Origin of the sequence: Bacillus sp. SLBN-46, assembly GCF_031453555.1 — a bacterium.
Classification (GTDB): Bacteria; Bacillota; Bacilli; order Bacillales; family Cytobacillaceae; genus Neobacillus.
This window is the reverse complement of sequence record NZ_JAVIZM010000001.1, coordinates 4,261,312-4,286,292: the sequence shown is the minus strand read 5'-3', so window position 1 is coordinate 4,286,292 and position 24,981 is coordinate 4,261,312. Positions and strand designations below refer to the sequence as shown.

Genomic DNA, 24,981 nt, shown 5'->3' with positions numbered 1-24,981 from the left:
TTAGTCAAATAGGGGTGTAGAGGGTATGGATTTTACAAAATATAAAAACTTACTGTTTCAAAAGATAAAGAGTCAAATTTCCATGTGGTTTGAAGTAAAGGAAGAATCACAAATTTCCAATTCAGAGGTATATCGATTTTTACACTCGGTCCATGGAAGTTCGGGAACCCTTCAACTGGGAGGGCTTCACCAACTTTCTGGGAGACTAATTGAACAAATAGAAGAAACAGATCATAAACAATGGGAAAAAGAAGAGTTAATGAATTTTCTTGGTGAATTAATTAATCTTTCCTATGAATTTGAAAACTTCTATGAAATAGAGGAAAACAAAGAAATTCGTCACGACGAACATCTCCCTCTAATCCAAATTATTGATGATGATGTTTCTATGCTTATTTTGTTAAAGGACACATTTGAGGAAAAAGGCTGGATGGTTGCAGCAAACACCACACCAGAGAAGGCAATAGCCCATTACTATGATTTAAATCCTGATTGTGTAATTATTGACATAAATTTAGCTGCCATCAGTGGGTTTCAAGTCCTCAATGACTTGAATGAGCATAACAAGCAGAAATTTGTTCCTAAAATTATGATTAGTCTTTTAAATGACCGAGAAACAAGAATGAAGGCTTACAAGTTGGGCGCAGATGACTTTATTGAAAAACCAATTGATTTGGAGGAATTAACCGTCAGGGTAGAACGGCTTCTAACACGAAAAAAATTATACGACCAATCAGTGATGTTAGATGAACTTACGAAACTCTACAACAGGAAATTTCTAATTGATGTTTTTAATAGAAATATTAAAGATTTAATTCGGAACAAACAACTATTTAGTATAGCCATTATAGACCTTGACCATTTTAAACAGATCAATGATTCATTCGGTCATCTCACTGGGGATTATGTTCTTTCCACATTCGCTAACTTTTTAAAGGAGCATACAAGAACTTCGGATATTGTATTTAGATATGGCGGGGAAGAGTTTGTCATCCTTTTTCAAAATACTGCTCAAAATGATGCTGTCGAGATTGTTTCGCGTCTCTTAAGAGAGTTTAGTATGACAAATTTTGAAAAAAATGAATCGATATTTACCGTTACCTTTTCCGCAGGAGTGTTTACCATTCATATTCCAGATATTCTGCTGGAAGAGGCCTTAAAAATAGCGGACCAAGCTTTATATCAAGCAAAGAAAAATGGTAGGGCAAGAGTTGAAGTGATTAATCATTCACCAATAGAACTATCGAAAAAAACATTGTTTGTTTCAATTATTGATGACGATGCCATCATTCGAACGATGTTGGTACGAATACTTAAGGTGATGGAATTTGACCATTTTGAATTAAATCTGGAAGCATTTGAAGATGGAGTTCAATTTTTTGAATCGAAACGCATCGAAGAATCAGGGGAGCATTTTCTAATCTTAGATGGTGTGATGCCTGTAATGGACGGAATAGAAATACTTCAAAAGGTGAAAAGACTAAAAAAGGATAGGAATATGCATGTCTTAATGTTAACGGGAAGAAAAAGTGAGTCCGATATTGAAAGAGCACTAAAGCTCGGTGCAGATGATTATGTAACCAAGCCTTTCAGTATAAAAGAACTGCAAGCAAGAATACAGAGGCTTATCAAAAGGATGAAATAGGATGCAAAACCTTGAATTGTTTTTCCTTTCAATCTTGACACTCTCCATCTTTGGCATGTTGTTCATTTTGTTAGGATACTTAACTATTCGAAAAGCAGTTGATATTAAGAGAAGGGAGAGGATTAGTCATTACAAAGAACAATATAATCCTCTCCTTTTTTTTATGTTAACAGAAGGAAGTTATGCGAGGGGGCTTACTCCAGAAACAGCACTTCAGCAAAAGGCGATAGAGGAGCTGTTTAGCAGGTATACTACCTTACTTGAAGGGGAAGAGGAAAAAACGCGTTTGTCTGAACTCGCTTCCTTATATTTAACGGATTTTTATAGAAGGCAACTTAAAAGCAAAAGATGGAGTACACGGATGAATACGCTTTATCATATTGAGGATTTTCATATGAGCCAGCTTTTAGAAGACGTTTCAAGATTATTAAGAAGAAAAAGAATTTCTCGTGAGGAGCTTGTCCATGTCTTGAGAATTCTTGCCAAGTTTCACTCCAAGCAGATGTTTGAACTCCTTACAAAGGAATTTGACCATTTATCTGAATACGATTACCGTAATATTTTAATTCGTATGGAACGTAGACAATTCGACCAATTTATTCTCCATTTTCATAAAAGCAATATATCCCTTCAGAAGGCAATTCTTGATATCATTTCCCTGAAAAGAGAGATGACGTACCTCTCTTTTTTAGAGAGGATTTTTGAAAGCTATAACGGAGAAATTAAACTAAGGGCTTTAAAGGCATTGGCGGAAATCGGCTATGTAAAAAATGTTGAGCCGTACTTAGAACTTTTATACTCCAATAAGTGGGAAGAAAGAATGGTTGCAGCCAAATTAATAGGTTCTTTAAAGGACGAAAGAGGAATTCAAAGATTAATTGAGTTGTTGCATGATCAATCCTGGTGGGTCCGTTCACAAGCTGGACAAGCCATTGATCAATTTACTAATGGAAAAGAAATATTGCGTTCCGTCTTTGAAACATCAAATGATGTCTTCGCGAAAGATATGGCCTGGGAATGGCTTCATAAAGGAGTATAACCATGATTTTTCAATGGGGAGATATTGTAGCAGTATTTGCTTGGTTTATAGCTATTTATATGGTAATCGTTATTGTGTTTTACACAGTCATTTTGGTAATCTCTTTATTTCAACTAAGAAAGGAATACCAGCTGGACAGAGTACAGGCTTACGAAGATTATATGGATGAATTTTATACGAAACCTGTATCTATTATAGTCCCTGCTTACAATGAAGAGGCAGGGATTATTCAGAGCGTTCGATCTTTATTAAGTGTTAATTATCCAACTTATGAAATCATTGTTGTAAATGACGGGTCTACCGATCACACACTTGAAAAGATGATTGAGCATTATGAAATGAAGGAAATAAAAAAAGTTATTCGAAAACAAGTGGACTCGAAACCCATTAAAAAAATATACCAATCTGATATCCTTTCAAATCTTTTTCTTGTCGATAAGGAAAACGGAGGAAAAGCTGATGCTTTAAACGTTGGTCTTAATTTCTCACACTATCCTTACTTTTGCTCACTAGATGGTGATTCTGTTTTGGAACAAGATGCCTTCTTAAAGGTTATGAAACCTATTATTGATTCAAATGAAGAGGTCATTGCTTCAGGTGGAAGCGTGAGAATAGCTAATGGCTGTCAAATTCAAAATGGTCATATTCATCAAATAGGGCTATCTGATAAGCCTCTTGTGGTGATGCAAATCATTGAATATTTACGTGCTTTTCTAATGGGCAGGATAGGTCTAAGTAGGCATAATCTTCTTTTAATCATTTCAGGTGCATTTGGCGTTTTTTCAAAGCATTGGGTGATTGCTGCGGGTGGGTACCGGGTGGATACCGTGGGTGAAGATATGGAATTAGTTGTACGAATGCATCGGCTTTTAAAGGAAAAAGGACAAAAAAAGAAAATCGTCTATGTCCCTGACCCCGTTTGTTGGACAGAGGTACCTGAGGACTTTACCTATTTACGGAGACAGAGACGACGCTGGCACAGAGGATTATTTGAGAGCCTATGGACACATAGAAAATTAACCTTTAATCCTAAATATGGTTCAATAGGATTCCTAGCTTTTCCGTACTTTTGGATTGTTGAATTTTTTGGGCCGATTGTGGAATTATCCGGCTATCTTTTTATGATTTTATGTTTATTCCTCGGGGGAATCTACATTGAGTATTCTATTTTACTGTTTCTACTATCTTGTTTATACGGGTCCATTTTTTCAATGGCTGCCGTTTTATTAGAAGAGTGGAGTTTAACAAAATACCCAAAAGTATCAGATATAGTAAAGCTTTTTCTATATTCCCTAACAGAAACGCTATGGTATCGTCCATTAACCGTACTTTGGAGATGTGAAGGAATATGGCAGATGGTAATAGGTGATAAAAGCTGGGGAGAAATGAAAAGAAAAGGTGTTTCAGAATGAAAAAACAAACGTATCTTATCATCTATACCATAGTATTAATCGTCATTATAACTAGCCCCTTTTGGCTTTGGAAATTTCAGCCCTCAAATAAGTTAAACGTACTCATTTTAGACAAAACGGTTCCAAACCAATCTTATCGGGAGCATAAGGGATTAGTTTGGATTTTAAATAATGCGAAATATTTTAAAAACGGAAATCAACCGTATTCAAAGGCTGCTGATTATAAAGGGTTTGAACCACTAAAGGGTCAGAAATATACAATCTCCTCTTTACCGAAAAACTTAAACCCATATGATGTTTTTTATTTAACCGACCAATATGGAGTTTATGAGAAAGAGTTTTTTGCTCAAAATCCTTCTGGTGAAAGATCAGAAAAAATCTATGGAGGATTAACATCAAGCGAAGTCAACCAAATCGAAAAAGCACTATTACGTTCTAAAGGTAAAACATTGATAGCAGAATTTAATACATTTGCTAGTCCAACATCAGAGCAGGCAAAGGACAAAATCTCCAATTTATTAAACGTAGAATGGTCAGGGTGGATTGGACGTTATTTTTCAAACCTTGACGGAACAGAGGTTCCAGAATGGGTGAAAACACATTATAAAGAACAAAACAAGAAATGGACATTTACTGGAGAAGGTTTTGTTTTTGTAAGTAAAAGTAATTTTATTGTGGTCATTAGTAAAGAGGAGATGAAGGATGATGGACTTCTTTTTAGTTTGACGGAAAATGGAAAAAAACATTTCAAAAGTAATTTGAAAGGCAATTATCAGTATTGGTTTGATATTATAAGCCCCAAAAATCATAACGAAGTGTTGGCCAATTACAGCCTTCCAGTAACAAAGGAGGCCAAAAAGCAGTTACAAGGTTATGGTATACCCTCCACGCTTCCTGCTGTCATTTATCACAAAAATGCGAGATATTCGTCTTATTATTTTTCCGGTGACTATGCTGATGAAGCGGAGGTTCCAGAAATTTATCAAACAAAGGGCTTTGATACTTGGAAAAGAACGATAGGGGCAAGGGATTCCTTCTATTGGAGTACCTATGTGCCACTGATGAAGGATATTCTTAAAAATGGCTTACATCAAGTAAGCACTCAAGAAAAAGTAGAATTGGTTGAATATGACGGAATCAATCTTAATTCAAAAACAGGAGATTCTTATATTCAAATTCAAAAGGATGGGAAATGGCAGGACTTCTTAATTAAAGGGATTAATATGGGGATTGGTAAGCCAGGTTATTTCCCTGGGGAGACAGCTATTACAAAAGAGGAATATTTCCGTTGGTTTAAGGAAATTGGTGCGATGAATGCAAATGCAATAAGGGTCTATACCCTCCATCCTCCACAGTTTTATGAAGCCTTTTACGAATATAACCAAATGGCCAAAAAACCGCTGTATATCATGCATGGTACATGGGTGAATGAGGAAAAACTAATTCGTACTCAAGATGCATATGCATCCGAGAACGTTGAGGATGCGAAATTAGAAATAAGAAATATGATTGATATTATTCATGGAAACGCTAAGTTGCCGGCACGTCCAGGACATGCATCGGGCGTATATAAATATGATATTTCTAATTATGTACTTGGAATGATAATAGGAACCGAGTGGGACCCGTCCATGGTAACAAACACAAATGCAAAGCATGCTGCTATTGGACAATATAGTGGAAAATATTTTAAAACGGAAGACGGAAATCCTTTTGAAGTTTGGCTTGCTGATTTACTTAACTATGCGTCAGATTATGAATCAAAGCAATATCGATGGCAGCACTCACTTAGTTTTACCAACTGGGTAACAACAGACTTGTTGAACCATCCGAGTGAGCCGCTAGAAACCGAAGATATGGTTTCAATCAATCCCAATCATATTGTAGCAACGAACAATTTTCATGCAGGATTGTTTGCTTCCTATCATATCTATCCATATTATCCTGACTTTCTTAACTATGAACCGAAATATACGAACTATGTTGATTCTAGTGGGAAGAAGAGCAATTATGCAGGATATTTACATGAACTGCGTGAAGCCCATAATATGCCGGTTTTAGTGGCTGAGTTTGGAGTCCCATCCTCCAGAGGCTTAACACACAAGAATACAAATGGAATGAATCAAGGTTTCCATTCAGAAGAAGAACAAGGAAAGATTGATCGACAGTTATATCACTCCATTGTAAATGAGGGCTATGCGGGGGGGCTGGTATTTACCTGGCAGGATGAGTGGTTTAAGCGTACATGGAATACCATGGATTTTGATAATCCAGATCGTAGGCCATACTGGGATAATCAGCAAACCAATGAGCAGCACTTTGGTTTACTGGGTTTTGAACCAGGGAAGAAGGAAACAGAGATTATTGTTGATGGTGAGACCAAGGATTGGGACGTAGCAGGCGTAAAATCTATTTACCATTCAAGCAACAGGAAGGACTCATTAAGTGAAGTACGTATGACAACCAATAGTGGTTATGTTTATTTTCAATTAAAGTTTAATCATCCAGTGGACTTTAAACAGGATGGAATTTATTTGTTATTAGATACATTAGATAACCAAGGTCAGTCTACTATTGCATTAACGAAGGATTCCAAGATTCGTTCAGACTATGGAATTGATTATTTAGTTAAAATAACTGGACCTAATGATTCACGGGTAATGGTAGATAGCTATTATGACACGTTCTACTTTCAGTATGCAGCGCTCTTACATATGGTTCCAGAAGAGCCCTATGCTAACAAGAAGGAGAATGGCATTTTTCATCCTATTCGTTTGGCGTTAAACAAGAAGTTAACTATTCCCACAACGAATACTGTTATTCCGTTTCAGAGTTATGAAACGGGCGTACTACGCTTTGGAAATGCTAATCCTACTAATAAGAAGTTTGATTCATTAACGGATATAAGTATTAGTGGTGACAATAAAAATATTGAGATACGTATTCCTTGGCAGCTACTAAACTTTAAAGATCCGAGCCTAAGAGAAGTCATGGGGGATTTTTGGAAACAAGGATTAACCGGTAGTGTAGAAACAAAAGGGATCAGAACAGCTGTTGTAACAACAAAAGAAGGGAAGATTCAACAAACATATCCGAAAGTAACTGGAAACCTTGTCCGTCAAAAAGAAAGTTATTTGTATAGTTGGAAGCCCTGGGATTCACCGGTTTATTATGAACGGTTGAAGAACTCCTATCAAATCATGGCAGACACGTTCCTTAAGACAGATATAAAGGATGGTTTGAAGTGAAAAGAATCTTATTAGCGGAAGATGAAGAAATATTAAGAATGCTGATTATTGATACGTTCGAAGAGAAGGAGTATCTCATAGATGAAGCAGAGGATGGTCAGGAGGCTTTAGAATTAATTGAACGAAATTTCTACGATCTAATTATATTAGATTATATGATGCCGTTTTTAACGGGACTTGAAGTCATTCAGAAAGTTAAGCCGATGGTTGAACATACCCATACAAAAATCTTGGTGTTATCTGCAAAAAGTCAGCAATTCGAACAAGAGAAGGTATTTGAGGCAGGCGCTGATTATTACATGACAAAACCATTTATTCCAAGTCAGCTTTTGCTAATGGTTGAGGAAATCTTTAATGAAAAGTAAATTAGTCTTTAAAAGAAGTTTAGTAAAAAGATTCGTTACACTCACCAGACTCTTTCTTGTTTGTTTTGTTATTGGTTCAACGCTATTATTGGCAACACAAAACTTTCTAAATAACTCCTATATTACGCAGCGTGATGAACTAAAAGTAAAACAGAAAATTGCAGTGGAAGTAAATGATTATTTTAATCAAGCATTATTCGATATACGAGGGTATATTGCCTATGATAATCCAACTTTGAGAGATAATGCACTGGCACAAGAGCCTAAAATAAAGAGTCGGGTCATTGAACTAACTAAACATGCAACTACTATGAAAGATCGGCAATTACTTGCTACTATTCATGATTTTACACAATATTATTTTAATGACACGCTTCCGAGGGTCATTCACGAATATGAAAAAGGAAATAAAGAAGAAGTGGCAAACATAGCAAATAACCAAGGTACTGCGAGGGTTGTTCAATTTAGACAATTGATGAATACTTATTTGCATGACATTGATCAAGACAGTGAAACTCTCTATCAAAAACTAATAAGAATTAAAACATATATTCAGATTGGTTTTGTTTTATTTATCTTTTTCATTCTGTTGTTATTGTTAGGGATTATTCGATTAATGTTAAAGCAAGTTGGACAGCCTTTAACCCAACTTACCTTTGCTGCAAATGATATTGCTGATGGAAAAGATGCGGTCATACCTTCCTATATGAATCGCGACGATGAAATAGGTGCTTTATCATATGCCTTTCAAAAAATGGTCGAAAAGGTCCAAGAAAATGAGCAGGCATTGATTGCGAGAAATAAGGAATTGGATTCACTTGTGAAAATTAAATCAGAATTAGTTAACACGGTTAGCCATGAATTACGTACACCATTAGCAAGTATTCTAGGTTTTTCTGAATTAATGCTGCACCGTGAATTAAAACCAGAGCGAAAAGAAAAATATCTTACCACTATTTTTAATGAGGCCAAACGGCTTACAGCTTTAATCAATGATTTTCTCGACTTGCAGCGTTTGGAGTCGGGTAAACAATCTTATGAAAAAAGGTATATTGAAATGGTACCACTCTTAGAGCAGGTAATTGAGGTTCAGCAGATGACAACCAGATACCATGATATTACGCTTGAAGCCTTTGTAGCCCATCCCGTCATACTAGGTGATCAGAGAAAAATCATTCAGGTTTTCACAAATTTAATAAATAATGCTATCAAATATTCTCCAGAAGGTGGGAAAATAAAGATTCAAGTCTTTAAAAGTGATAGGATATTAAAAATTGCCGTTAGGGATAATGGATTGGGTATTCCAGAAGATTCAATTGACAAGTTATTTACAAAATTTTATCGGGTGGATAACTCGGATAGACGGAAAATTGGTGGGACTGGTTTAGGCTTAGCCATTGCCCAAGAGATTGTCATCGCTCATGGTGGAGAAATAACTGTTCAATCCCAATTGGGAAAAGGAAGCATTTTTATCGTTGTATTCCCAAACTTCAAAAATAGACGGTCAAGTAGTAATTTGCAATGAAAAGAGGCTGGCTCAAAAAAATGGAGCCAGCCTCTTTTCTAAAGTTAAAGTTCATTAATTTGTTTCGGGCCTTCGAGAAACCGTAACTGTTGTCATTAACCCAACACATAGGATGGTAAGAAGGGAGTAGAAAAATTTTTCTAGTCCAACGACTTGAATGCCGCTTGTAATAACTAGTCCATCAATCAAAAAAATGATAATGCCAATATTGATAGAAGTAAATTTAGTTAATATTTGAGCTAATAAATCTGTACCTCCAGTACTTGTTTCATAGCGAAGCATAAGGCCAATTCCTATTCCAACCAGGACCCCACCTATTACCGTACTTGGCAGTATATCAAGATGAATCTTTCCATTAATAAATGAAAATAAATCAATGCAAAAGGATGAAATAATTAACCCATGGAGGCTATAAAAAAAATAACGTCTCTCGAAAAACCACGCTAGGACATAGAGAGGTAAACTTAATAAAATGATACTCAGTCCAGTTGGCCAGCCATAAAAGTAGTGAATAATTAACCCTAACCCGATGACACCACCATCTAAGAGCTGGTATGGTACTAAAAAGCCATTTACACCAAGGCTTAATAGTAAACTCCCCAGCAGCATTGCAGCGATTTTTTGTTTCATATATTAGATCAGCCCCAACCTTGTCCTTTTACATTTAAAATATGTGGGAGTCTATGATTTAGAAGTGAAAACAATAAAAAAAAGCAGCTGAGGTTCAGCTGCTTTTTCAATCTTAAAAGAATAAATTTAGAATAAAATAACTGATAGCTGCTATTAGTGCAGTAATAGGAAGGGTAATAACCCATGTGATAAGCATACGCTGTGCGGTATCCCACTTAACGCCCTTTAGGCGATGAGCAGAACCAACACCTAAGATCCCTGAAGAAATAACATGTGTTGTACTTACTGGTAAGTGAGCAAAAGTAGCACCAAAAATAACTGCTGCTCCAGTTAAATCGGCTGCAACACCGTTAATTGGACGGATTTTCATAATCTTACCGCCAACCGTTTTAATAATTTTCCATCCACCGATAGAAGTACCTAATCCCATTGCAATGGCGCAGGATAATTGAACCCAGAATGGGATTCCCGCATCTGGATGTAAATAGTTGTTGGCAATTAAAGCAAGAGTGATGATTCCCATTGATTTCTGAGCATCATTTGTCCCGTGTGAATAAGATTGTAAGGCCGCAGTGGCAATTTGAATATATCGGAAATTTCGGTTCGTTTTCGTTAAATTAAAGTTTTTAAATGCTACTTTAAAAATACTGTAAATGATGTAACCAACTACAAATGCTAATAATGGTGAAATGATAAGTGCTTCTAAGATTTTAATAAAGCCAGTATAGTTCAGGACATTAAACCCTTCTGCTGCTATTGCTGCACCAGCAATTGACCCAATAATGGCGTGAGAAGAACTACTTGGGATTCCAAAATACCAAGTAAGTAAGTTCCAAAAAATAGCTGAAAGTAATGCTGCAAGAATAACAACAGAACCATTGTGTAACATGAATGGATCAACAATATCCTTAGATACTGTTTTAGCAACACCCGTAAATGTAAGTGCACCAACAAAGTTCATTATGGCAGCCAATAAGATAGCTTGGCGTGGTTTTAATGCTTTAGTTGAAACGGAGGTAGCAATCGCATTTGCAGTATCATGGAAACCATTAATAAAATCAAATGCAAGAGCGCCAATAACGATTAATATGGTTAAAATTAAAACAAGGCTCATATTTTTGCTCCTTATGCATTCTTCATAATGATGGTTTCAAGAGTATTGGCAACTGCTTGACAGTAGTCAGCGATATCTTCAAGTTCTTCATAAATTTCTTTATATTGAATAATGCGAATTGGATCTTTTTCAACTGTGAATAAATTCTTAATAGACTGACGTAGGATATTATCGCATTTTGATTCGAAATCTTTAATTTTAATTGCATGTTCGCGAATTTGAGCTAGTTTTTTATTGGAAAGTAATTCAACAGCTTTATCAATTTCATGGACGCTTCCTTGAATGGCATCTACGAATTGAATCATGAAGTTATCAGCATTTGTTATGGAATACATTTCAAATAGTGCCGCACATCCTTCAAGACCGTCGAGGACATCATCCATACTCATTGCAAGGTGCAGAATGTCTTCACGTTCGATTGGAGTAATGAAGGCATCATTTAGTTCTTTAATGACTTCATGTACAAAAGAGTCACCCTTAGTTTCTAATTCCTTCATTTTCTCAGAGAAGATTTTCAAATCACTTACGTTTTTTAACTTATATTCTGTGAAGAAATTTGTACTTTCTTTCAAGTTAGCGGAAATTTTGCTAAGTAATACTGAGAACTTATCAGTTTTCTTTAATGCCATGTGGATAACCCCCATTAAATTAAATATGTACAACCCTAAAATATTTTATATGAAAATTGTCGAAAATAGAAACATTCTTTACGAAATTTACAAAAACTTAACATTAGAATTTTCTGATAACTACACCTTCGCTAGTTAATGTTCTTTTTTACTTTTACCTTGGTTTAATAAATTATGTATACAGTTTGTTTAATTGTTTTTGGTATTCGTTCTTCGAGGAGTATAAAAAACAAAACTGGGTACTTTATTAGTACAGGCAGCACTACTGCCTGAGAAGTGGTAAATGCTATTAAATAAGTGAAATGATGAATACTAAAAAGGAGTGTTCTAAAGTGAGCTTTATTTGGGCATTAATTGTAGGCGGAGTGATTGGTTGGTTAGCTGGGCTTATTGTTGGAAGAAATATTCCTGGTGGAATTATAGGTAACATTATTGCTGGTTTTGTTGGTGCATGGATCGGGACAGCAATTTTAGGAAACTGGGGTCCGCATGTAGCTGACTTTGCTATAGTACCCGCAATAATTGGAGCTGCAGTGTTGGTTCTTCTTTTAAGCTTTGTAATGAGAGCCTTCAGAAAAGCCGATTAATACAAAAATATACCTGGATTAAGAAAAGCCTCCTGAAATAGGGAGGCTTTTCGTCATACTTTTTTTCCTACCACGCTACAACGAGTATATATCGATGGATTGAAACAGGTTTTGTAAATCTGGAATAGGAGCATGGCATGTAATTAGTTCCTGGGTAAGAGGATGATTGAATTCAAGCTTTGCCGCATGTAATGCCTGCCGATTCACTATTCCCTCTCCACCATAAAGTGTATCACCGATTAAAGGGTGACCTACATGGCTTAAATGGACTCTTATTTGATGGGTTCTTCCAGTTTCAAGCCAGCATCTTACAATCGAAAAATATTTATTTTTATCCTCAGTTAGTACCTGATAATTAGTAATAGCTTCCTGTCCTGTATCGGACACTCTTCTTCGCGTCGCATGGTGGCGGTCCCGGCCAATTGCCTTATTAATTCGTCCTTTTTTGGGTCTTACCAGACCGTGTACCGCAGCTATGTATGTTCTCTTTATCTCACGTTTTTCCAGCATTTTGTCTAATATTGCTCCTGCTAAGGCATGCTTAGCAAAAAAAATTGCCCCTGAAGTATCACGGTCTAATCGGTGGATTTGGCGAATGTTTCTATCTTCTCCCTTTGATTGTAAATAGAAAGCAAGGGCGTTGATCAGTGTAGTGTGGTCCGTCGTAATATCATTTGGGTGAGTGTTCATAAATGGGGGCTTGTTTACCACCATTACATGGTCATCCTCATAGATCACGTCAATATCATGGAATTGAGGGACCATAGTAAGAGGCTCATCAACAAACAGTTTGATTTGTAACACGTCTCCGGTTTGTAATGGTAATGTCCAATTGATCCGGTGTCCATCTAATAAAACTGTATTTTCCATTCTAAAGCTATGAGTTAATTTCTTAGGAGCTTCCCATATTTGACGGAAAATGTCATCTGTTGTTTTTCCTTGCCATTCATTAGGGACAACCAAATGAAACCATTCTCCCTTACGCATTGTTTTAAGCATATATATCTCCTTATTTCGGGGCTGGCCAAGGCGCTGCCGCTTTTCTATGTGGTTACAATTACCACCGATTATCGGTGTAAATTATGTTATTCTTATTTTATATAATACGACAGAATATAGCGATGGCAAAGGTGGGTTATAAGTGAAAATAGTTTTTGCCTCGACACCAAGTCAAGAAGAAGAAATCAATGAACTGGTGAGGTACATTTACTCTAATATTTTTCCCCTCTATTTTAGTGACGAAGAGATTTGTCAATTTGAGCAATTAGGAGTTTTACATCCTACTGAAGATTTTAGCACATTAAAAGATGCTTTTCAGGTAATGACATGTATACAAACATTAATTTCCATACTTGAATCTTCTCCGGTGGATGAACAATATGCTGCACTATACAATAAAAATGTGGCCACACTTGAAGAAATTGGATTATCTTTCCCTTTTGATTTTGAACAATTTCTCAGTGTGAAAAGCATGAGACATTCAATGCTTAGTATTTACACAAAAGCAGATAATGAATTAATAATATAGGAACAAACCGAGCCTGATGCAAATCAGGCTTCTTTCTATTTCAACACTTTCTGCAAAAATTGTCGGCTTATTTCGAGTGATTTTTAAAGGAGTATCAAGCTATGACTTAGAAACAATATTAAATAGATGGATGAGGAGGGGAACAAATGAACTGGAAAACAGTTGCAAAAGACTGGATGGAGTTCGAAGGTTTAGATGCTGAATTACAAGCTCAACTAAAAGAGTGGGAGAATGATGAAAAACAACTAGAAGAGGCTTTTTATAAGAATTTAGAATTTGGAACAGGCGGAATGCGCGGTGAGATTGGTGCAGGTACAAATCGAATGAACATCTATACGGTTCGTAAAGCATCAGCAGGTTTAGCAGCATACATAGAGGAACAAGGATTAGAAGCGAAACAAAGAGGGGTAGTTATTGCTTATGATTCCCGTCACAAGTCTCCTGAGTTTGCCTTGGAGGCTGCAAAAACACTAGCTACCAAAGGAATTCAAACCTATATATTTGACGAATTAAGACCGACCCCTGAACTTTCCTTTGCCTTAAGGTACCTACATGCCTTTTCTGGGATTGTCATAACTGCCAGCCATAATCCACCAGAGTATAATGGATACAAAGTGTATGGGTCTGATGGTGGTCAGCTTCCACCCAATCATGCTGATCAAGTTATTTCAAAGGTCAATGAAATAGAAAACGAGCTATTGATTGAAGTTGGCAGTGAAGATCAATTAAGAGCTGCTGGATTAATTAGAACAATCGGTTCGGAAATAGACCAAGCATATATTGAAAAACTCAAAACGATTTCGGAGAATCCCAATCTCTCTGAAGAAGCCGATGTTAAAGTGGTTTTTACCCCATTACATGGAACAGCCAATAAGCCGGTTCGCTCAGGACTCTCTGCATTAGGGTATAAAAATGTAACAATTGTAAAGGAACAGGAGCTTCCTGACGCTGAATTTTCTACAGTGAAAAGTCCTAATCCAGAAGAACATGCTGCTTTTCAATTAGCTATCCGCGATGGCTTAAAAGTGGGAGCTGACCTACTAATTGCAACTGATCCAGATGCAGACCGTCTTGGTATCGCGGTACGTAATGAAGAAGGCGAGTATGTCGTTCTGACAGGAAATCAAACAGGGGCATTATTGCTTGATTATCTCCTTTCTCAGAAAAAAGAAAAAGGAACATTGCCTCAAAATGGAGTCGTTTTAAAAACGATTGTTACCTCTGAATTAGGAAGGAAAATCACCTCAGCGTATGGCCTTGAAACGGTTGACGTTTTAACAGGTTTCAAGTTTATTGCTGAGAAAATAAAAGAGTATGAAGAAACAGGTGACCATACCTTCTTATTTGGTTATGAAGAGTCCTATGGCTACTTAATCGGCGACTTTGCCCGTGATAAAGATGCTATTCAGGCTGCCCTCTTAGCCACAGAAGTTTGTGCCTTTTATAAAAAACAAGGCTTGTCTCTTTATAATGGAATGATGCAGGTATTTGAAAAATACGGTTTTTATCAGGAAGGCCTTCGTTCGTTAACATTGAAGGGAAAAGAAGGAGCTGAAATGATTCAAAGTCTACTAGCTTCCTTCCGAATGGAGCCATTAACTAATTTAGGTTCCTTAAAGACCGCCACAACGGAGGATTATTTAACTGGTATTCGGTTAACGAATAAGAAAGAAGAGAAGATTCAGCTGCCTAAATCTAATGTGCTAAAATATACATTTGAAGACGGTACATGGGTTTGCTTAAGACCATCAGGGACTGAACCAAAGGTTAAATTCTACTTTGGTGTAAACAGTGATCGTCTGGAGGATAGTAAGCTGAAACTTCAAACAGTAGAAAAAGACTTTATGGATGTAGTAGAAAGAAAAATGAAAATGATTCACGAACAGTAAGAATATGAGATTGTCAATCCATCCATTCGCACAACAATATCTAATAGGATAAGTATTAGAGGCTGGCTCATAGGAGTCAGCCTCTATTCTTTCCGACTTAAGTCGGAGAAGAAACCATACTTTTTTCTAAGGAATAAGCGGAAGAAAAGCGTTATAATAATTGCAAGAGTTGGAATTTTCAGGGGGATGTTTATGAGTACGTGTCACCATTCTGATTTACAAATTTTAAAAGAAATTGCCGAGTTATTGAATCAAGGAACAGACATATACAATGTCCTTTCAGAGGTTCTAAAGAAGCTTTTACATGTAACCGGCTTACAAACTGGATGGATCTTTCTTATTGATGATGTAGGTTCCTTTTCACTAGCTGCGAAAGAAAATCTTCCCCCCGCATTATCCGACAACCAGTATGCCCCCATGTGCAGCGGGGATTGCTGGTGTATTAACCGCTATAATAAAGGCCGAATAGATAAGGCAACCAATATTATTGAATGTATGCGATTGGAAGATGCAATTGAACATAAATTAGGGGATACATGGGGATTAACCCATCATGCGACCGTACCACTCAAAGCAGGGAAAGAAAAATTTGGATTATTAAATGTTGGGGCACCGAATAAAACAAGCTTTAACAATGAAGAGCTTGCTCTTTTAGAATCAGTGGCATTGCAGATAGGCTCAGCCTTAAAAAGGATAAATCTAACACAAAAAGAACAAGAAATTGCTTTAACAGCAGAAAGAAATAGATTAGCAAGAGACCTGCACGATTCTGTTAATCAACTCCTTTTCTCCTTAAGCCTGACTGCTCGTGGAGGGAAAGAAATGACAAAGGATCCAGAAGTGAAGGAAACCTTTAGTTATATTCAAGATTTAGCGCAAGAGGCATTAAATGAAATGAGAGCGCTTATTTGGCAGCTACGCCCAAAGGGATTAGAGCAGGGCATTGTTAGTGCATTATCGAGTTACTCTGAAATGCTCGGATTAAATACAAACATTAAAATAAACGGGGTCATTAATTTACCAAGCAGAATTGAGGAGGCTGTTTTTCGAATTAGCCAAGAAGCATTAGCTAATTGCAAAAAACATTCACAACAATCCGATGTACATTTATTTGTTCATGGAAGTGATAGCAGAATAACCATAGAAATAAAAGACAATGGATGTGGGTTTACTTATGATGAAGGTTTAGTGCTTCCATCGCTCGGTCTAAAAAGCATGAGAAACAGAGCGGAGTCTTTAGGCGGAACTTTTAATTTGGAAAGTGAGCTAAACAAAGGGACAAAGCTGCGGGTCAGTATTCCGTTTTAAGGGGGGATTATTTTGAGTATACGAATACTAATAGCCGATGATCATCATGTCGTACGTAGAGGCCTGGTGTTCTTCTTAAAGACACAAGAAAATATTGAAATTGTAGGGGAAGCGAAAAATGGAGAAGAAGCGGTTGAGTTAGTTGACCGATTAATGCCAGATCTTGTATTAATGGATCTAGTCATGCCGGTTATGGACGGGATTGAAGCTACACAGAAAATTAAAGAAAAGCATCCAAGTATGAAAGTTATGATACTAACCAGTTTTTCGGACCAAAACCATGTAATACCTGCTATTGAAGCGGGTGCCTCAGGCTATCAATTAAAGGATATAGAACCAGATGAGCTAGTGAGGGCAATAAAAATGTTAATGAATGGTGAAAATCAATTGCATCCAAAAGCAACGACTCATTTATTAACCCATTTAACCTCGAAACAAAATGAGGGCAAGAACCATTTGAATGAGTTGACCAAAAGAGAGTTGGAAGTCCTTAAGGAAATAGCTAGTGGAAAAAGTAATAAAGAAATTGCTTCATCGTTATTTATTACTGAAAAGACGGTAAAAACCCATGTTTCAAACGTTTTAGCAAAGCTTGAGCTAGCGGATCGCACCCAGGCTGCTCTTTTTGCCGTACGTAATGGAGTAATCAAAAATGATAAGATAGGATAAAAATGGGTAAAAAACGGCTCCAGAAATGGAAGCCGTTTTTTTTGGTGGAATTCTTTGGCCCGGTTGTAAAAATTTTCTCTCAACAAAATCTGTATCCACTTGTTTTTTCAGGAAAGACTATACATCGGTATCTCATTTGCATCAGCTTCTATTGTTTCGTTTGCATGGTCGATGTAACGAAGCAAATTATAGAGTTTCGTTTCAATTACAGTGTAGTCACGTTCAAAGTTGTACGCATGTAGGAACTGTTCAATTCTTTTGGACAAAAATTGATCTTTTGTCCGAACCATTAATATAAGCAAATTATCCCATTCGGACCGGTGTGTGTAATATAACGCCCGATCGTAATCCACTTTATTCATTTACTTTATCTCCTCCTTATTAGGAGTTGAGATTATTGTATGACATTCTGCAGATAACTTTCACAGAAAATGTTGGACACCCATTGTTAACAAGGTTTTCAACTTTTACCTGTATAATTTTTTCGTCAATTGTAAAAATGGAGGTTCTAATGTGAAAATTTTTTGCGTGATCATGTTGATGCTACTTTCTTTTGAAACGGTTGGCGAAGCTAAAGTGATTCAAACGAATAAACCCTATAGCTTTGAACGTTTAGAACGAGACATCAATCAATTAAGGGAAATACATAAAGGGAAATTAGAAGTAAAATCCATTGGAACCACTCATTTTGGAAGAGATATTTGGGCAATCAAACTTGGTAAAGGGAAAAAGAATATCGTTTTAGTTGGTACCCATCATGGACGGGAATGGATAACAAGTATGCTTTTAATGAAGATGTTGGAGTCCTATGCGGATGCTTATGAGGAATCAAGGAAATACCCTTTAACCTCTGCTTCTATCCTTAATGATGTTTCCATATGGTTTGTTCCCATGTTAAATCCAGATGGTGCAGAAATTCAACAAAACCATTTCGAAGGTATATCAGAAGATCAACGAGACCTTATTAAAAGCATGAATAAAGGCTCTAGTGATTTTACAAGATGGAAAGCAAATGGGGAGGGGATCGACTTAAATAGGCAATACCCTGCCGGTTGGTCGCAACTTCCTAAGCGGCCTTCTTCCCCACACTACCAATTCTATAAAGGTAAAAAGCCAATTGAAGTAAAGGAAGTCATTGCACTAACCAATTTTATTAAAGAGGTGGACCCTTCAATAGCAGTGGCCTATCATTCAGCGGGAAGAGAGATTTTCTGGAATTATAAAAATGGAAAACATCTCAAAAGGGACAAAAAAATAGCAAAAAAAATAGCAAAATTAACAAGCTATAAATTAGCGAAGCCACCTAAAAAAGCAATAGGGGGCGGTTTTACTGATTGGTTTATTACAACCTACCATCGTCCAGCCATGACCATAGAAATTAGCTATCTTGTGGGTGAAACGAGTCCGCCATTATCCGTTTTTAAGACAGAATGGAAACGAAATCGAATAGTTGGCCTTAAGCTAGCCGCAGAAGCCAGAAAAATCCCTGACTAACTCATAAGCGAAACATGATTGGGAAAAATAAAATATCCAAATAAACAGGAGGACAAACAAATGAAAAAAACGATTGTTTCTATATTAATGATGGCATTTTTTCTAGTTAGTTTTACTAATTCAGGCCATGCTCAGAAGCCAGATTATGAAAAGTACGGCAGAATTGCGATGGCGGTTGTACAGGCGGATTTTCCAGGCGCCCCTATCAGGGAGTATGAATATTTAGGTCGAAAAAATATAGATGCATCAAAGGCGGAGGACGGCTTCCGTTTTAAAGTACAAGAAAATAATCAGAACTTTTTTGTTATCATAAAAGTAAATCATGATCTTACCAACAAAAAATTAATTAACTTAACGGTTGAATCTCAAAAACAATAAGCGATCTAGCTTATTGTTTTTTGCCTTCTTTTTCATCAATCCCGGCTTTTCTTCATACATTGTGGTAAGAGGAAAAGGGGGAATGGCAATGAATGCGGAAGAGCGTAAATCACTAGAGTATGCAATTAGTGAAATTACCGAAATTGCAAATGGCTTTGGACTAGACTTTTATCCAATGCGTTATGAAATTTGTCCGGCAGAAATTATTTATACATTTGGGGCCTATGGAATGCCTACTCGATTCTCTCATTGGAGCTTTGGAAAGCAATTTCATAAAATGAAACTTCATTATGATTTAGGCCTAAGTAAGATTTATGAACTTGTCATTAACTCTAATCCATGCTATGCGTTTTTACTGGATTCCAATACGCTAATTCAAAACAAGTTAATCGTCGCGCACGTATTAGCACATTGTGATTTCTTTAAAAATAATGTTCGTTTCCAAAATACGAAACGGGATATGGTTGAGAGCATGGCAGCAACAGCTGAAAGAATTCACCAATACGAAATTCAATATGGAAAAAAAGAGGTAGAAACCTTCCTCGATGCCGTCTTAGCAATTGACGAGCATATTGATCCTTCCCTTATGAGACCGAAGTTAAGCTGGTCCATTGGGGATGATGAGGAAGAGGATGATGAAAATCCAACTATTGCCACACCCTATGATGACCTTTGGAAATTGGATGAAAAGGATAAGAAAGAAACAACCCAATCAAGAAAAAAGAAATTCCCTCCACGTCCGGAAAAGGATTTATTATTGTTCATTGAAACCTACAGCAGAGAACTGGAAGATTGGCAGCGTGACATCTTAACGATGATGCGGGAAGAAATGCTCTACTTTTGGCCACAGCTTGAAACAAAAATCATGAACGAAGGCTGGGCATCCTATTGGCACCAACGGATTTTAAGGGAACTGGATTTAACCAGTGGGGAAGCCATTGAATTTGCGAAATTAAATGCAGGTGTTGTCCAGCCGTCAAAGACTGGAATTAACCCATATTATCTTGGCATCAAAATCTTTGAGGATATTGAAGAACGGTATAATAACCCAACAGAAGAAATGAAGCGCAGAGGGGTAAAACCAGGTTCAGGCAGAGAGAAAATGTTTGAGGTCCGTGAAGTAGAGTCCGATATATCCTTCCTCCGCAATTATTTAAATAAGGATCTTGTGATGAGAGAGGATATGTATCTTTTCCAAAAGCAGGGGCGTGATTACAAAATAGTGGATAAAGCATGGGAGCATATCCGTGACCAGCTAGTCAACATGAGGGTAAATGGGGGATTTCCATACCTTACCGTGAATGACGGTGATTATATGAAAAATGGAGAGCTCTATGTAAAACACTGGTATGAGGGCATCGAACTAGATGTAAAATACCTTGAAAAAGTGCTTCCCTACATTCAGCAGCTTTGGGGAAGACCTGTACACATAGAAACGATGATTGAAGAAAGACGAATGCTATTCTCTTATGATGGTAAAGGGGTTCATCGGAAATACTTATAAAACAAAAGGGACAGCTAAGGTTTTAGCTGTCCCTTAAATCATCAATTATGTCTTATTTTTTGATTAGTTTTCGGAACTAAAGGGATTTGATTATAAATATTTATTATTGTTTGAGGGATGGGGGTTAATAAGGAACTAAATTTGTAAATAAGTGTACTTACAAATAACCCTACAACCATGCTGCCAAGCACATCAAATGGATAATGATGTCCCACATAAATACGAGATATCCCTGTTAAAATTGCAAATAAAAGCATACCTAAACCAATTTTCCGCTGGCGCAACAGTACCGCAAGCGCGAGGGAAAATGCACCTGTGGAATGGTCGCTTGGAAAAGAGGAATCTTTCGCATGTTGAATTAATAGATGAACTCTATGTGTTTCAAATGGTCGTGGTTCATAATAAATATGCCCTAGGATAAAATTTATAAACAGTCCCAATCCTCCAGTTATTGCAGCATACACAACTGAATATTTATGTTGTTCTTTGCCAAAAAACCACATAAGAAGTAAAACGATGGCGTAAACAATTAGAGCATAGTGCGTAGTAAAAATCATTAATCCATCCATAAAGGGATGTTTACCAGCAAATTGATTAATTACTTGAAATAAATCGTAATTCATTTAAAATCACCCATTTCTTGTATCTGACTTCATTCATTGTTAATGAAGCCAGATACAGAATTGTACATAAAATTCTAATTAATAGTTTTTGTATTTGTTGTAATATTTTTTGAAGCAGTTTTTTTATGCAACCAATCATAAATGATTGGAATGATGATAAAGCTGTTAATTGTTGAAGTTATCATGCCACCAATCACAACAATACCAAGTGTTTGAGAAATGACCGTATCAGCATTATGAGAAAATGCAAGTGGTAACAAAGTAAGGATGGTTGCTGCTGCTGTCATTAAAATAGGCCGAATCCTTGAAAGGCTACCATTCAATACTGCCTCTTTAATAGGCATTCCTTCTCTACGATTTCTTTCAATTTTATCAATTAACACTATTCCGTTCGTCACTACAATACCTGTAAGCATAAGAACACCGATTAATGCGGCCAAATTCCATTCTCCATGGAACAAAATTAGCGTAATGACTACACCACTTAAAGCAAGTGGAATGCTTAAAAGTACAGATAACGGTGCTCTCCATCCTTTGAAAATGGAAGAAGTGATTAGTAATACTAATAGAATCGAAAAAGCAACCGCAACTGACATATCGAAAATCATTTGTTTTACTTGTTCAGTGATGCCTCCCAATGAATACGTTACATCTTTTGGAAGTTTTATGTTGCTTAATGCTTTCTCAGATTGGCTTGACACTTTACTAATATCATTTGATGTTATCTGTGCTGTCACAAGGGAGAACGGCTGTCCATCTCGTTCGCTAATGGTTGAAGGGGTGGTATCATTTGAAATTTTAGCGATTTGGTCAAATCGTACAATTTCACCATTAGCACCAGGTAATGTCTCAGCAGAAAGAGAGGCTAAAACATCATCGGCAGTTGCGTGTAACGAAATGCTTGAGTTCGTTCCAGTTGCAATTTGATCCAAATATTGATCCACAGGAAGTGCTTTATGATCAATTGTAACAGTGGCATCTTTCGACGAAGACATATAACGATTAATGACCGTTAGAATGTCAGCCACTTTTACGCCTTTATCTTGAATCGTATTTTGGTCAAAAGTAACCTTATACTTAGGCGAACCATTTGTTAAATCCACTTTTCCATCTACGCTTAAGTTATCAATTTTCGATAACTCTGTTCTTGCCTCTTGAGCAACCTGGTCCAGAGTAGCTTGATCTGAACCTGTAAACAGAATACGCATTTGTGAATCATCACCAGAGATGTTCTGGCTTGTGATCGTATAAGTAACACCTTTAGATAAAATAGGAAGCTGCTGTTGTAATTGTTTAATGAGGGAATCAGCATCTTTGTCATTCTTTAATACAACGGAAAGGTTAGCGACGTTTGGATAGGTGATAAAGCCCCCACCCTGATCAAACACATCATCACTTTGTGGTGTCATGGTTGAACCGAAATTGGCTGAGTATGCCGTAACCTTCGGGTTTTCTTTCAATGCTTTTTCGATTTTTTGCACTTCAGAATCCACTTGAATTAATGTGCTTCCCTTAGGCAATTCTGCTTTAATAGCAATTTGTCCGATTTTTCCACTTGGTAATAAACTTACAGGAAGGAAAGCGGAATAAATACTAGCAGCCAAGAACACTAAGATCGAAACAATAATCATTGCTTTCTTATGTTTAAAAGCCGATTGCAAGATTGGCTTCAATTTAGAATCGAGTTTGACCGTCTGTTTTTCTCCGTTTCCACCTTTCAATCCCATGAAAGCAAGGGCAGGGATGACAAGCATTGCGACAAAGAATGAAATGATGAGAGCAATAACGACTGACCATGCAAATCCGCTATATGAAGCACTGATTACCCCTCCGACAAAAGCAATCGGAATATAAACGGCAATGGTCGTTAATGTAGAACCTAAAATAGCTGGTATCATTTCAACAACAGATGAAGCAAGAATAGAAAGCAATGGTTTAGCCTTCTGTTCTTCGCGTTTTCTATACATATTGTCCAAAATTACAATCGAGTCATCGACAATACGACCCATCGCTACAATCAAACCTGAAACGGTTAAAATGTTTAATGTTATACCCATTGATTTTAAGAAAGCTGTCGTTGCCAGTAATGAAATTGGCAATGAAATAGCAATTAATAGTGTACTTCTTACATTTCGGAAAAAGAAAAACACACAAATCATAGAGAATAAAGAGCCAAGTAAACCTTCTCGAACTAGTCCAAAAAGAGAACTGTTTAATTCTTTTTCACGGTCAAGTAGAACTTTGAATGAAACATCTTTTGAATTTACGGTATTCAATTGAAGATGTGATACACGTTCTTTTACTTGGTCAGCTACATCCGTGATATTGGCTGATGGTGTTTTGATGACATTTAAAGTGACGCTTGGCGCTCCATTTGTTCTAGAAACCGTTTTTAAGTCATTTAAAGAATGTGTAATGGTGCCGAACGCTGATACAGGAATTACTTTTCCTTCCTTATTCTTAATTGTTGCGGTTGCCATTTGCTGGACTGTTAATGGTAACCCGTCAAATGAAACCGGTATAGATAATTGGTTGTTAACGATATTCCCTTGTGGCATAGAAGGAACTGCTACAGCAAACGATTTGTTCACATCATCTAATGTTAAACCGTTCTTCACAAGGTCTTTCATACGAACTGTTAATACATATCCGTCTTTTGCTCCCCCAACGACGGATACATCCGATACACCAGGAACAGATTTTAATTGTTTCACAATTTCCTGAGTGGCAGTGGAACGTAAAGTTTGTTCATCCAATTTTGAACTGGTGAGACTATAAGTCAGAATCGGGAATGAACTAGTTGTTAGACGTGTTACCGAAGGAGTGCTTGTAATAGTTGACGGAAGATCCGCATTTGCCAACGCTTTGTTTACTTGATCTTCAGCTAACTTCATGTCTGTATCCATCGGAAAATACAAACTCATAAATAATCCACCATCATAAGAAGTGCTTTCCACATTGGACAAACCATCCACTGTTTTGACTGCACTTGTTAAATTGTCGGTTACTTGTTGTTTGACCTGAGCTGCTTGATACCCAGGTACTCTCATACTAACTGAAAGAGTAGTATTGTTAATCCCAGGCAAATAATCTCTTTGCATCTGGTAGGCAGAAATACCTCCCCAAGACAAAATGATGACAACACACACAATCATAAGAATGGCTCTTTGCATGGTTGCCTCTACTAATTTTTTCATTATTGTACCTCCTAAATTTCTTTAACCATTAACTTTGAAACACCAATATCCTTGTGCTACTACATGGTGTGATGAATTCAAATAGGATATAGCCACCCCTTATTGGGTATTCTAAGTATAAATAAGGAACCTTTTTGTTCTATGAAAAAAATATTAATAGTTCATTAAGATACACAATGAATATTTGACAAAGATAG

At 36.8% G+C, this 24,981-nt stretch carries 21 protein-coding genes; 14 read left to right on the top strand and 7 right to left on the bottom strand.

Annotated features, from left to right (window positions below):
- Nucleotides 1-25: 25 nt before the first annotated feature.
- From QFZ87_RS21825 to QFZ87_RS21800, 6 genes are read left to right on the top strand one after another with little or no spacing between them, the layout of a single operon-like run.
- Nucleotides 26-1,645 carry a GGDEF domain-containing response regulator gene (locus tag QFZ87_RS21825; protein ID WP_309866202.1) on the top strand — a complete coding sequence of 540 codons (1,620 nt, stop codon included), beginning with the start codon at nucleotides 26-28 and terminating at the stop codon, nucleotides 1,643-1,645.
- 1 nt (nucleotide 1,646) lies between these two features.
- The gene (locus QFZ87_RS21820; protein WP_309866198.1) at nucleotides 1,647-2,684 is read left to right on the top strand and encodes a HEAT repeat domain-containing protein; all 1,038 of its coding nucleotides are present in this window, start codon (nucleotides 1,647-1,649) and stop codon (nucleotides 2,682-2,684) included.
- Nucleotides 2,685-2,686: 2 nt separating this feature from the next.
- Nucleotides 2,687-4,096, top strand: a complete 1,410-nt coding sequence (locus tag QFZ87_RS21815) for a glycosyltransferase family 2 protein (protein WP_309866195.1) — start codon at nucleotides 2,687-2,689, stop codon at nucleotides 4,094-4,096.
- A complete protein-coding gene (locus QFZ87_RS21810) occupies nucleotides 4,093-7,344 on the top strand; it encodes a hypothetical protein (protein ID WP_309866191.1) in 3,252 nt (1,083 codons plus the stop codon). The genes QFZ87_RS21815 and QFZ87_RS21810 overlap by 4 nt, the downstream gene beginning before the upstream one ends.
- Nucleotides 7,341-7,709, top strand: coding sequence for a response regulator transcription factor (locus QFZ87_RS21805; protein WP_309866188.1), 369 nt, complete (start codon nucleotides 7,341-7,343; stop codon nucleotides 7,707-7,709). Before QFZ87_RS21810 ends, QFZ87_RS21805 begins: the two co-directional genes overlap by 4 nt.
- Complete coding sequence (locus tag QFZ87_RS21800; RefSeq protein ID WP_309866184.1) at nucleotides 7,699-9,234, top strand: sensor histidine kinase; 1,536 nt, start codon at nucleotides 7,699-7,701, stop codon at nucleotides 9,232-9,234. Before QFZ87_RS21805 ends, QFZ87_RS21800 begins: the two co-directional genes overlap by 11 nt.
- Nucleotides 9,235-9,288: 54 nt before the next feature.
- Here the strand turns inward: QFZ87_RS21800 and QFZ87_RS21795 are convergent, their stop codons facing one another.
- From QFZ87_RS21795 to QFZ87_RS21785, 3 genes are all read right to left on the bottom strand, one after another.
- Nucleotides 9,289-9,864, bottom strand: coding sequence for a YitT family protein (locus QFZ87_RS21795; protein ID WP_309866181.1), 576 nt, complete (start codon nucleotides 9,862-9,864; stop codon nucleotides 9,289-9,291).
- 112 nt (nucleotides 9,865-9,976) lie between these two features.
- Nucleotides 9,977-10,978 (bottom strand): inorganic phosphate transporter, encoded by a 1,002-nt coding sequence (locus QFZ87_RS21790; protein ID WP_309866178.1) that lies wholly within the window; start codon nucleotides 10,976-10,978, stop codon nucleotides 9,977-9,979.
- Nucleotides 10,979-10,989: 11 nt separating this feature from the next.
- Nucleotides 10,990-11,607, bottom strand: coding sequence for a DUF47 domain-containing protein (locus tag QFZ87_RS21785; protein ID WP_309866175.1), 618 nt, complete (start codon nucleotides 11,605-11,607; stop codon nucleotides 10,990-10,992).
- Between the two features lie 332 nt (nucleotides 11,608-11,939).
- On the opposite strand from QFZ87_RS21785, the gene QFZ87_RS21780 reads away from it, so the two are divergent.
- Entirely contained in the window at nucleotides 11,940-12,194 is a 255-nt protein-coding gene (locus QFZ87_RS21780; protein WP_308080709.1) for a GlsB/YeaQ/YmgE family stress response membrane protein, read from the top strand.
- Nucleotides 12,195-12,269: 75 nt separating this feature from the next.
- Here QFZ87_RS21780 and QFZ87_RS21775 read toward each other — a convergent pair whose 3' ends face one another.
- A complete protein-coding gene (locus tag QFZ87_RS21775) occupies nucleotides 12,270-13,193 on the bottom strand; it encodes an RluA family pseudouridine synthase (protein WP_309866171.1) in 924 nt (307 codons plus the stop codon).
- Nucleotides 13,194-13,335: 142 nt separating this feature from the next.
- Here QFZ87_RS21775 and QFZ87_RS21770 point away from each other — a divergent pair, with 142 nt between their 5' ends.
- From QFZ87_RS21770 to QFZ87_RS21755, 4 genes are all read left to right on the top strand, one after another.
- On the top strand, nucleotides 13,336-13,722 hold the full coding sequence (locus tag QFZ87_RS21770) for a YhcU family protein (RefSeq protein WP_309866169.1): 387 nt from the start codon (nucleotides 13,336-13,338) through the stop codon (nucleotides 13,720-13,722).
- Nucleotides 13,723-13,868: 146 nt separating this feature from the next.
- Nucleotides 13,869-15,611: a phospho-sugar mutase gene (locus tag QFZ87_RS21765; RefSeq protein WP_309866167.1), complete on the top strand. Its 1,743-nt coding sequence runs from the start codon at nucleotides 13,869-13,871 to the stop codon at nucleotides 15,609-15,611.
- Between the two features lie 192 nt (nucleotides 15,612-15,803).
- Nucleotides 15,804-16,919, top strand: coding sequence for a GAF domain-containing sensor histidine kinase (locus QFZ87_RS21760; RefSeq protein WP_309866165.1), 1,116 nt, complete (start codon nucleotides 15,804-15,806; stop codon nucleotides 16,917-16,919).
- Between the two features lie 12 nt (nucleotides 16,920-16,931).
- Nucleotides 16,932-17,588 carry a response regulator gene (locus QFZ87_RS21755; protein WP_309866162.1) on the top strand — a complete coding sequence of 219 codons (657 nt, stop codon included), beginning with the start codon at nucleotides 16,932-16,934 and terminating at the stop codon, nucleotides 17,586-17,588.
- Nucleotides 17,589-17,695: 107 nt separating this feature from the next.
- Here the strand turns inward: QFZ87_RS21755 and QFZ87_RS21750 are convergent, their stop codons facing one another.
- Nucleotides 17,696-17,950, bottom strand: a complete 255-nt coding sequence (locus QFZ87_RS21750) for a YhdB family protein (protein WP_308080699.1) — start codon at nucleotides 17,948-17,950, stop codon at nucleotides 17,696-17,698.
- A 151-nt stretch (nucleotides 17,951-18,101) separates the two neighbouring features.
- Between QFZ87_RS21750 and QFZ87_RS21745 the strand changes: the two genes are divergently transcribed.
- The 3 genes from QFZ87_RS21745 (at nucleotide 18,102) to QFZ87_RS21735 (ending at nucleotide 20,964) form a co-directional block, all read left to right on the top strand.
- The gene (locus QFZ87_RS21745; RefSeq protein WP_309866157.1) at nucleotides 18,102-19,082 is read left to right on the top strand and encodes a M14 family zinc carboxypeptidase; all 981 of its coding nucleotides are present in this window, start codon (nucleotides 18,102-18,104) and stop codon (nucleotides 19,080-19,082) included.
- A gap of 60 nt (nucleotides 19,083-19,142) precedes the next feature.
- Nucleotides 19,143-19,460 carry a DUF3889 domain-containing protein gene (locus tag QFZ87_RS21740; protein ID WP_309866152.1) on the top strand — a complete coding sequence of 106 codons (318 nt, stop codon included), beginning with the start codon at nucleotides 19,143-19,145 and terminating at the stop codon, nucleotides 19,458-19,460.
- Nucleotides 19,461-19,548: 88 nt separating this feature from the next.
- A complete protein-coding gene (locus QFZ87_RS21735; protein ID WP_309866150.1) occupies nucleotides 19,549-20,964 on the top strand; it encodes a SpoVR family protein in 1,416 nt (471 codons plus the stop codon).
- A gap of 41 nt (nucleotides 20,965-21,005) precedes the next feature.
- Here the strand turns inward: QFZ87_RS21735 and QFZ87_RS21730 are convergent, their stop codons facing one another.
- Together QFZ87_RS21730 and QFZ87_RS21725 are read right to left on the bottom strand one after the other, a co-directional pair.
- Nucleotides 21,006-21,587: an undecaprenyl-diphosphatase gene (locus QFZ87_RS21730; protein ID WP_309866148.1), complete on the bottom strand. Its 582-nt coding sequence runs from the start codon at nucleotides 21,585-21,587 to the stop codon at nucleotides 21,006-21,008.
- Between the two features lie 74 nt (nucleotides 21,588-21,661).
- Nucleotides 21,662-24,784: an efflux RND transporter permease subunit gene (locus QFZ87_RS21725; protein ID WP_309866145.1), complete on the bottom strand. Its 3,123-nt coding sequence runs from the start codon at nucleotides 24,782-24,784 to the stop codon at nucleotides 21,662-21,664.
- Nucleotides 24,785-24,981 lie beyond the last annotated feature (197 nt).

Excerpts from the sequence above, each read along its gene's own strand:
- QFZ87_RS21725 (WP_309866145.1), bottom strand. The coding sequence starts at position 24,784 with ATGAAAAAATTAGTAGAGGCAACCATGCAAAGAGCCATTCTTATGATT.
- QFZ87_RS21740 (WP_309866152.1), top strand. The coding sequence starts at position 19,143 with ATGAAAAAAACGATTGTTTCTATATTAATGATGGCATTTTTTCTAGTT.
- QFZ87_RS21795 (WP_309866181.1), bottom strand. The coding sequence starts at position 9,864 with ATGAAACAAAAAATCGCTGCAATGCTGCTGGGGAGTTTACTATTAAGC.
- QFZ87_RS21730 (WP_309866148.1), bottom strand. The coding sequence starts at position 21,587 with ATGAATTACGATTTATTTCAAGTAATTAATCAATTTGCTGGTAAACAT.
- QFZ87_RS21750 (WP_308080699.1), bottom strand. The coding sequence starts at position 17,950 with ATGAATAAAGTGGATTACGATCGGGCGTTATATTACACACACCGGTCC.
- QFZ87_RS21815 (WP_309866195.1), top strand. The coding sequence starts at position 2,687 with ATGATTTTTCAATGGGGAGATATTGTAGCAGTATTTGCTTGGTTTATA.
- QFZ87_RS21790 (WP_309866178.1), bottom strand. The coding sequence starts at position 10,978 with ATGAGCCTTGTTTTAATTTTAACCATATTAATCGTTATTGGCGCTCTT.
- QFZ87_RS21760 (WP_309866165.1), top strand. The coding sequence starts at position 15,804 with ATGAGTACGTGTCACCATTCTGATTTACAAATTTTAAAAGAAATTGCC.
- QFZ87_RS21825 (WP_309866202.1), top strand. The coding sequence starts at position 26 with ATGGATTTTACAAAATATAAAAACTTACTGTTTCAAAAGATAAAGAGT.
- QFZ87_RS21765 (WP_309866167.1), top strand. The coding sequence starts at position 13,869 with ATGAACTGGAAAACAGTTGCAAAAGACTGGATGGAGTTCGAAGGTTTA.
- QFZ87_RS21785 (WP_309866175.1), bottom strand. The coding sequence starts at position 11,607 with ATGGCATTAAAGAAAACTGATAAGTTCTCAGTATTACTTAGCAAAATT.
- QFZ87_RS21810 (WP_309866191.1), top strand. The coding sequence starts at position 4,093 with ATGAAAAAACAAACGTATCTTATCATCTATACCATAGTATTAATCGTC.
- QFZ87_RS21735 (WP_309866150.1), top strand. The coding sequence starts at position 19,549 with ATGAATGCGGAAGAGCGTAAATCACTAGAGTATGCAATTAGTGAAATT.
- QFZ87_RS21775 (WP_309866171.1), bottom strand. The coding sequence starts at position 13,193 with ATGCTTAAAACAATGCGTAAGGGAGAATGGTTTCATTTGGTTGTCCCT.
- QFZ87_RS21820 (WP_309866198.1), top strand. The coding sequence starts at position 1,647 with ATGCAAAACCTTGAATTGTTTTTCCTTTCAATCTTGACACTCTCCATC.
- QFZ87_RS21800 (WP_309866184.1), top strand. The coding sequence starts at position 7,699 with ATGAAAAGTAAATTAGTCTTTAAAAGAAGTTTAGTAAAAAGATTCGTT.